Raw genomic sequence first — 7,083 nt, forward strand, 5'->3', positions numbered from 1 at the left:
CTTTTTCGTACTAAAATAACTGCATTGATAATAAAAGGGAAAAAGCAAGAGAAGAAGGTCATGGAACTTAAAGCATCTGTTAGTGTTCTTATACTTTCTATTGCCATTAAGTTTTTGCCAGAAATGTACATACCTAATGCACAAATTAATAAAATGATGAAGTGTTTTTTATAATCTCGTTTCATAATCGGGGGACTTAGAAATTAATATTTTATTGATGTAGTAGAAAAGAAATCGTTTTCGTAACTACATATTAAAGATACAGTTTATTTACAGCTTAAACACTAAGCAAATTGCCTATTCTACCTACTTTATAATCAAAACTGACGGATATCATATTTTTTTACTACAAAAAACTGAGAATACGTTAAAACATAGTTTATAAAGGAGTTACACATTCTTAAAATTATTGTTTTCTTGCTGTTTTGCCAATTTGCCTGGCTATCTCCCTACTCTATAGCCTTAAAGTTTTGTTATTTTTAGAAATTGAGGATTTAAAAATGTAGCAATACATCACTCAAAAAACAGCAGTTATCAACCTTATATTTCACTCTTATCACAAAAAAAACAGAAACTAAAAACAATTGCTTGTCTTTGGTTTCTGTTTTGATGGTTTTAGGGGTGCACGATCTGATTTGTATAGGTATCGTTTTTTTCAGTTTAAAATGGGGGACTATTTAGGGGTTTTCACTGAATTGTTGATCTATATATTTAATGAGTTGCAAATTTGATTAAGAATCTTAAACTTTTTCGTACTAAAATAACTGCATTGATAATAAAAGGGAAAAAGCAAGAGAAGAAGGTCATGGAACTTAAAGCATCAGATAAAGTACGAATGCTTTCTATTACCATTAAGTTTTTACCAGAAATGTACATACCTAGTGCACAAATTAATAAAATAATGAACTGTTTTTTATAATCTCGTTTCATAATCGGGGGATTTAGAAATTAATATTTTAATTGATGTAGTAGAAAAGAAATCGTTTTCGTAACTACATATTAAAGATACAGTTTATTTACAGCTTAAACACTAAGCAAATTGCCTATTCTACCTACATTTTAATCAAAACTGACGGATATCATATTTTTTTACTACAAAAAACTGAGAATACGTTAAAACATAGTTTATAAAGGAGTTACACATTCTTAAATTTTTGTTTTCTTGCTGTTTTACCAGTTTGCCTGGCTACTTCGCTATTATAAAACCTTAAAGTTTTGTTATTTTTAGAAATTGAGGATTTAAAAATGTAGCAATACATCACTCAAAAAACAGCAGTTATCAACCTTATATTTCACTCTTATCACAAAAAAAAAACAGAAACTAAAAAACAATTGCTTGTCTTTGGTTTCTGTTTTGATGGTTTTAGGGGTGCACGATCTGATTTGTATAGGTATCGTTTTTTTTCAGTTTAAAAAGGGGGACTATTTAGGGGTTTTCACTGAATTGTTGATATATATATTTAATGAGTTGCAAATTTGATTAAGAATCTTAAACTTTTTCGTACTAAAATAACTGCATTGATAATAAAAGGGAAAAAGCAAGAGAAGAAGGTCATGGAACTTAAAGCATCAGATAAAGTACGAATGCTTTCTATTACCATTAAGTTTTTACCAGAAATGTACATACCTAATGCACAAATTAATAAAATAATGAACTGTTTTTTATAATCTCGTTTCATAATCGGGGGATTTAGAAATTAATATTTCAATTGATGTAGTAGAAAAGAAATCGTTTTCGTAACTACATATTAAAGATACAGTTTATTTACAGCTTAAACACTAAGCAAATTGCCTATTCTACCTACATTTTAATCAAAACTGACGGATGTCATATTTTTTTACTAGAAAAAACTGAGAAAACGCTAAAACATGGCTTATAAAGGAGTTACACATTCTCAAAATTGTTGTTTTCTTGCTGTTTTACCAGTTTGCCTGGCTACTTCGCTATTATAAAACCTTAAAGTTTTGTTATTTTTAGAAATTGAGGATTTAAAAATGTAGCAATACATCACCCAAAAAACAGCAGATATCAACCTTATATTTCACTCTTATCACAAAAAAAAACAGAAACTAAAAACAATTGCTTGTCTTTGGTTTCTGTATTTATACGGGTTAGGGGTAAAACAACAATATTAAATAAAGTATAGCATACGCAGTGTTAAAGGGGTATTCTAAAGGGGTATGTTTATACTGAATTATTTGCGACTATTTAAGGAGTTGCTAATTTAATAAGGTATCTTAAACTTTTTCGTACTAAAATGATTGCATTGATAATAAAAGGGAAAAAGCAAGTAAAAAAGGTCATGGAACTTAAAGCATCTGTTAGTGTTCTTATACTTTCTATTGCTATTAAGTTTTTGCCAGAAATGTACATACCTAATGCACAAATTAATAAAATGATGAAGTGTTTTCTGTAATCTCTTTTCATAACCGGGGGGAATTATAAATTATTATTGATGTGTTAGTAAAGAAAACCATTTTCTATACTACACTATAAAGGTAATACTATATTAAAGATCAACAAGTAAGCAAAATCCCTAAATGGCAAAAAAACAATAATTTAACTACATAGAATCTATTTTACTTCTTGCGGTTCTTATAGACTAATATTTTGTATTTACTAGAGTTTGTACTGTATTTTAATTTTTAAACCTGCTGTACACCTAAATCCACTGGATTTTTTTCATGAAACTTATCCCTAAGAAATACCAATATAAAACTATTAAAAATAAAAAAGAGCTTCAAAGTAAAACTTTGAAGCTCTTTAACTTAACCAAACAACTAACTTACTATTGAATTTTAAACTCTATTTATATTTAATAATTTATTGGTAGCTCTAATGTAGCTATCATAAACTACTTGGTATTTTATTAATTCCTTAAAGTCATAAGTAGACGGTTTAGAACTTGCCAATATTTTATCTCCATTTTTAAGGGCTGTCCATTGCGCATTTGTAACTTCTTCATGGCTACCAATTAGGGTCTCTTTGTGGTATGGTAACAAAATATGACCATTACTTAATACATTTTTTGCTCCAGAAACTCGGTCTACAATATATACTTTGGCACTAATTTCTGAAAAACCACGGTGCTTTTTTACAATTTCTGTATCTACATAAAACATAACTTCATTAGATGGTCTGCACCCCAATTCTTGTTTAGAAAGCAAGGCAACCACATTTACCTCTTCTAAATTTACCTTAGATTTTACTGTTTTACCTTCTAATTTGGCAAAAGAAAAAATTCCGATTACGATGATTAGTAAGACTGCAATTTTTTTTATTGATTTCATATTCAGGGAATTATTTGTTTAACAACGCCACAAATTTATAAGATTTAAAGAGTGCTTTAGAAAAAGTTCGATTAAAGAAGCTTAAGTTTAGACGAATAAATATACAGTTTCGCTAAGCTTACTTTTAAAAAAAGTAATATTGGTTAAAAACCTATATGAATGAGGATTAACAAATTAAGTTTACCCAAATACAACACCATACTGAATTCTTAAAAAACTGATGGCTCAGTATTTCTTTTTAGTAACGTAAACTATTGTGTAGCAAATTTTGTTAAAAACCTTAAACTTTTTCTAATTAAAACCAACGCTGTAATTAAAAATGGAAAAAAACAAGTAAAGAAGGTCATAACGTTTAAAGCGTCTGATAAGGTTTTAATGCTTGATATTTCTATTAAATTTTTACCTGAAAAGTACAATCCTGCAGCACAGGTAATTAAAATAAGGCATTGTTTTGAGATGTTAGTCTTCATGATGGGGGAATTAAAAGTTAATACATAAGTATTTCAAAGATGAGCTTCTGAAGTACTTTCCAAATATACAAGACTATGCCTAAAAAGCAAGTAAGCATATTCCCTAAATACTTCTTTTAACATAAAATTAAGAGTATTTAACATTATTTCTGTTCCAAAAAATGAAATGAAAATAAGTTTTAAGCAATATTTTGATAAAAAACCAACCGTTTAATTGTCAAGTTTTCATTTTTTTTAGTCTAATGAGCTCTTGTTTGTCGTAATTTTTTTGGAATAATTACCAATAAAAACAGTTCAATTTTGGGTAAATCTTTACAAATACCCTTTTAAAAGTAACCTTGTAAAATTTATTAGTTACTTTTTTAAAAAGTTACCATACTTTTAGATTGTAGCAATTTGAATAACAATTTAAAAGTTTTACGAAATACAGTACTAACAGATGATCTAAATATTACTTTATTACAAACCTAATTCACTCGCAGAAAACCAAGCTCCAAAAAGTGTAATTGTTAATAAAAATAGCTTTATGTGAATATTTTTTTTCTCTAAAAACAGCATTTGCCCATTTTTAAGTGGCAAAAAGCTCGTTTAAGAGCTATAGCATTACATCAAGAGGCAATTTTTACTCCATCAAGAGGCAATTTTAGTCGCGTCAAGACGCAATTTTAGTTGCATCAAGACGCAATTTGGCAAAAAAAAGCCTACAATAAACCTTCTTTAGTAGAATTTATAACCAGTTTTAATCAATATAGTAAATGGAACATTGGTCTTTTATGACCGAAAGCAAGAAGAGAAACTCCTTTTTTAAAATTTTGTTTCTAAGCTTAGAAACTTAAAATAAAGAAAATCAAACATTAATGATTGTATAGAACATCATTAACAAACACAACAAAAGTACATAAAATTATAGGGTTAGTTTGCATAAAGTTTTTCACAAAATACTATAATTTATTCACAACTAACATTTTGCAAGTAAAAACTACCCTTTATGCCCTTTTAAAAGTTTAACGCATTTGTAATCAAAACAAGTTTATTTTATAGTACTCAATTAAATACGTTAAAGCTCAACCACATCATACACAATTAAGTTGCTATTTTAAAACATTGCCTCTAAGTGGTGCATAGTGAAAGGATTAAATTAAAGAATTGTTTTTTTAATCTGATGGTTGTAAACCAAAAATCTTTTTGAATAGAACATATATACGATTGACATTACAATCCCCATGGCAATTGAGCTTTAAGCCTAATGCGAGTGCCATCCCTTTTACTGTTGATACATGCCTGTTTATCGACAGGTAAACCATTCATCGAAATGAATTGTGATATTATCTTCAGTAAAATGTTACTAACAGAGATTTAAACAATAATAACGCACAAGGCTGTACATTTGACTCAAATTAAAGTATAATCCAAAAAAAAATTATTATGAAAAAACCTTTCAAAAATCTTTGTGCCTTAGGTTTAAGCATCCTTTTATTATCAGCCTGTAATCCAGAAATGGATCAAGTTAACCAAGTAGAACCAGAAGAAATAGCAGAAAACTTATCAATACCTGCAGGGTTCGATTTTAAAACAGACCAAAATGTAAGCGTTACTATTAACGATGAAGAGTATGCAAAATACGATGTATATGCCTATTCAGATCAGTTGGGCGAAACTGTTTCTGAAGCTGATGTTTTAGAAAAATTAATTTTTTCGGGAATCACAAAAAACGGTGCGTTACAACAAACCATTAATTTGCCTAAATTTTACAATAAAGTGTACATCCGTAGAAATGGCGAATCAACTTTTTCATCTACAAGTTTAACCATAAATAACCAAGAGGTTACCTATAATAATGCTGAATATAAAAGCACAACAACATCGAGTTCTCAAAAGGCTGCTAATGCTGTAGATACTGATGGTGATGGTGTATTAGATACAGATGATGCTTATCCGCAAGACCCTGAAAAAGCTTTTAACATGTATACACCAAGTGAAGGTAGTTCTGGTTCTATAGCTTTTGAAGATCTATGGCCTTCTACTGGTGATTATGATTTTAATGATGTTGCTTTTACTTATAATGCTAAAGTACATTTAAATGCAGATAATTTAGCAGTTGGGTTTGATTTTACATATCACATTACAACAAATAATACCACTGGTATTAATGGAATTGGTTTTGAAATAGAAGGTTTGGCTCCTAATCAAATTGAAAGTGTTTCTGGTCAAAAATTTAGCAGAAACTTCATCAATGTAAATGCAAATGGAACTGAAGCCAACCAAGAAAACGCAGTGATTATTTTAACGGATGATGTTTGGAATTTGCCACATAATTATGAGCACATCAGCCAGGATACAGACCTAATTACTAATGCTGGTGATTTTGAAAAAGTGACAGTTTCAGTTAAATTTACAGAACCCATAGCTACAAATGATATGGGAATAGCACCTTTCAATCCTTTTTTAATCTTGAATATTGATACCTATTACACAATATTTATGTCAGAAAGTAACGACCCTAGATACCCAAAAGGTTTGGTTCGTGATTTTGAAGCTCACTTACCAAATATGAAGCCGACTACTTTAGGTTTATCTATGACGAATACAAAAGATCATGCAAGTAATTATATTGCAGATAACGGATTTCCTTGGGCAATACATGTTATGGATAGTTTTTCTCCACCAAAACATGCAGTTGCAATTACAGGAGCCTACAATAATTTTAAAGCATGGGCAGAATCAGGAGGAACAAAATATCAAGATTGGTATAAAAATGATGTTGCTGGCAATATCAATAAAGATTCTATCTATTAAAGATTAGTGAAAACATAAGTTTATTCAAATTCCCTGAGGTGTCCCTTGGGGAATTTTTTGTTGTAGAAATACTGTTTTTATAAAATTACATTCAGAATACAACATTACAGCAATAATAAAATGGTTTATTTTTGATAAAAAGGCTGCATTAATTTATAAACTAGTAAAAAGAGATTCCTCCACAAGGTCGGAATGACATTATTCAATTTCATTAAAATCCTACAACTTTTGGACTTGATCCGGTTTAGTTTATTCTGAACTTAATATTGAAAATGATGTGAAGTACTGTAAACCCCTACAAAACCTACAGAAAACAAAAAACCACACTAAAAATAGTGTGGTTTAAGTGAGCCCTGAAGGATTCGAACCTTCGACCGCCTCCTTAGAAGGGAGGTGCTCTATCCAGCTGAGCTAAGAGCCCGTAGTTTTTATGTTTCTACGAAAACAGTGTCGGGGTGGCAGGATTCGAACCTGCGACCTCCTCGTCCCAAACGAGGCGCGATGACCGGGCTACGCTACACCCCGA

General features: G+C 29.9%; 6 protein-coding genes and 2 tRNA genes. 1 reads left to right on the plus strand and 7 read right to left on the minus strand.

The window, feature by feature from the left end; all coding sequences use genetic code 11:
* From ACWYN7_RS16985 to ACWYN7_RS17005, 5 genes are all read right to left on the minus strand, one after another.
* Positions 1–185 (minus strand): hypothetical protein (locus tag ACWYN7_RS16985; protein ID WP_462861173.1); only part of this gene is annotated, 185 nt, incomplete at its 3' end.
* Between the two features lie 526 nt (positions 186–711).
* Complete coding sequence (locus tag ACWYN7_RS16990) at positions 712–930, minus strand: hypothetical protein (RefSeq protein WP_462861174.1); 219 nt, start codon at positions 928–930, stop codon at positions 712–714.
* A 530-nt stretch (positions 931–1,460) separates the two neighbouring features.
* Complete coding sequence (locus tag ACWYN7_RS16995) at positions 1,461–1,679, minus strand: hypothetical protein (RefSeq protein WP_462861174.1); 219 nt, start codon at positions 1,677–1,679, stop codon at positions 1,461–1,463.
* Positions 1,680–2,209: 530 nt separating this feature from the next.
* A complete protein-coding gene (locus tag ACWYN7_RS17000) occupies positions 2,210–2,428 on the minus strand; it encodes a hypothetical protein (protein WP_462861175.1) in 219 nt (72 codons plus the stop codon).
* A gap of 371 nt (positions 2,429–2,799) precedes the next feature.
* A complete protein-coding gene (locus ACWYN7_RS17005) occupies positions 2,800–3,291 on the minus strand; it encodes a hypothetical protein (protein WP_462861176.1) in 492 nt (163 codons plus the stop codon).
* 1,895 nt (positions 3,292–5,186) lie between these two features.
* Between ACWYN7_RS17005 and ACWYN7_RS17010 the strand changes: the two genes are divergently transcribed.
* The gene (locus tag ACWYN7_RS17010; RefSeq protein WP_462861177.1) at positions 5,187–6,557 is read left to right on the plus strand and encodes an LruC domain-containing protein; all 1,371 of its coding nucleotides are present in this window, start codon (positions 5,187–5,189) and stop codon (positions 6,555–6,557) included.
* A gap of 347 nt (positions 6,558–6,904) precedes the next feature.
* On the opposite strand, the gene ACWYN7_RS17015 is transcribed toward ACWYN7_RS17010, so the two are convergent.
* Positions 6,905–6,978 (minus strand) — tRNA-Arg (locus tag ACWYN7_RS17015).
* Between the two features lie 29 nt (positions 6,979–7,007).
* Positions 7,008–7,082: transfer RNA gene (locus ACWYN7_RS17020), tRNA-Pro, on the minus strand.
* Position 7,083: the final 1 nt, after the last annotated feature.

This window comes from Polaribacter sp. M10, from assembly GCF_054968445.1.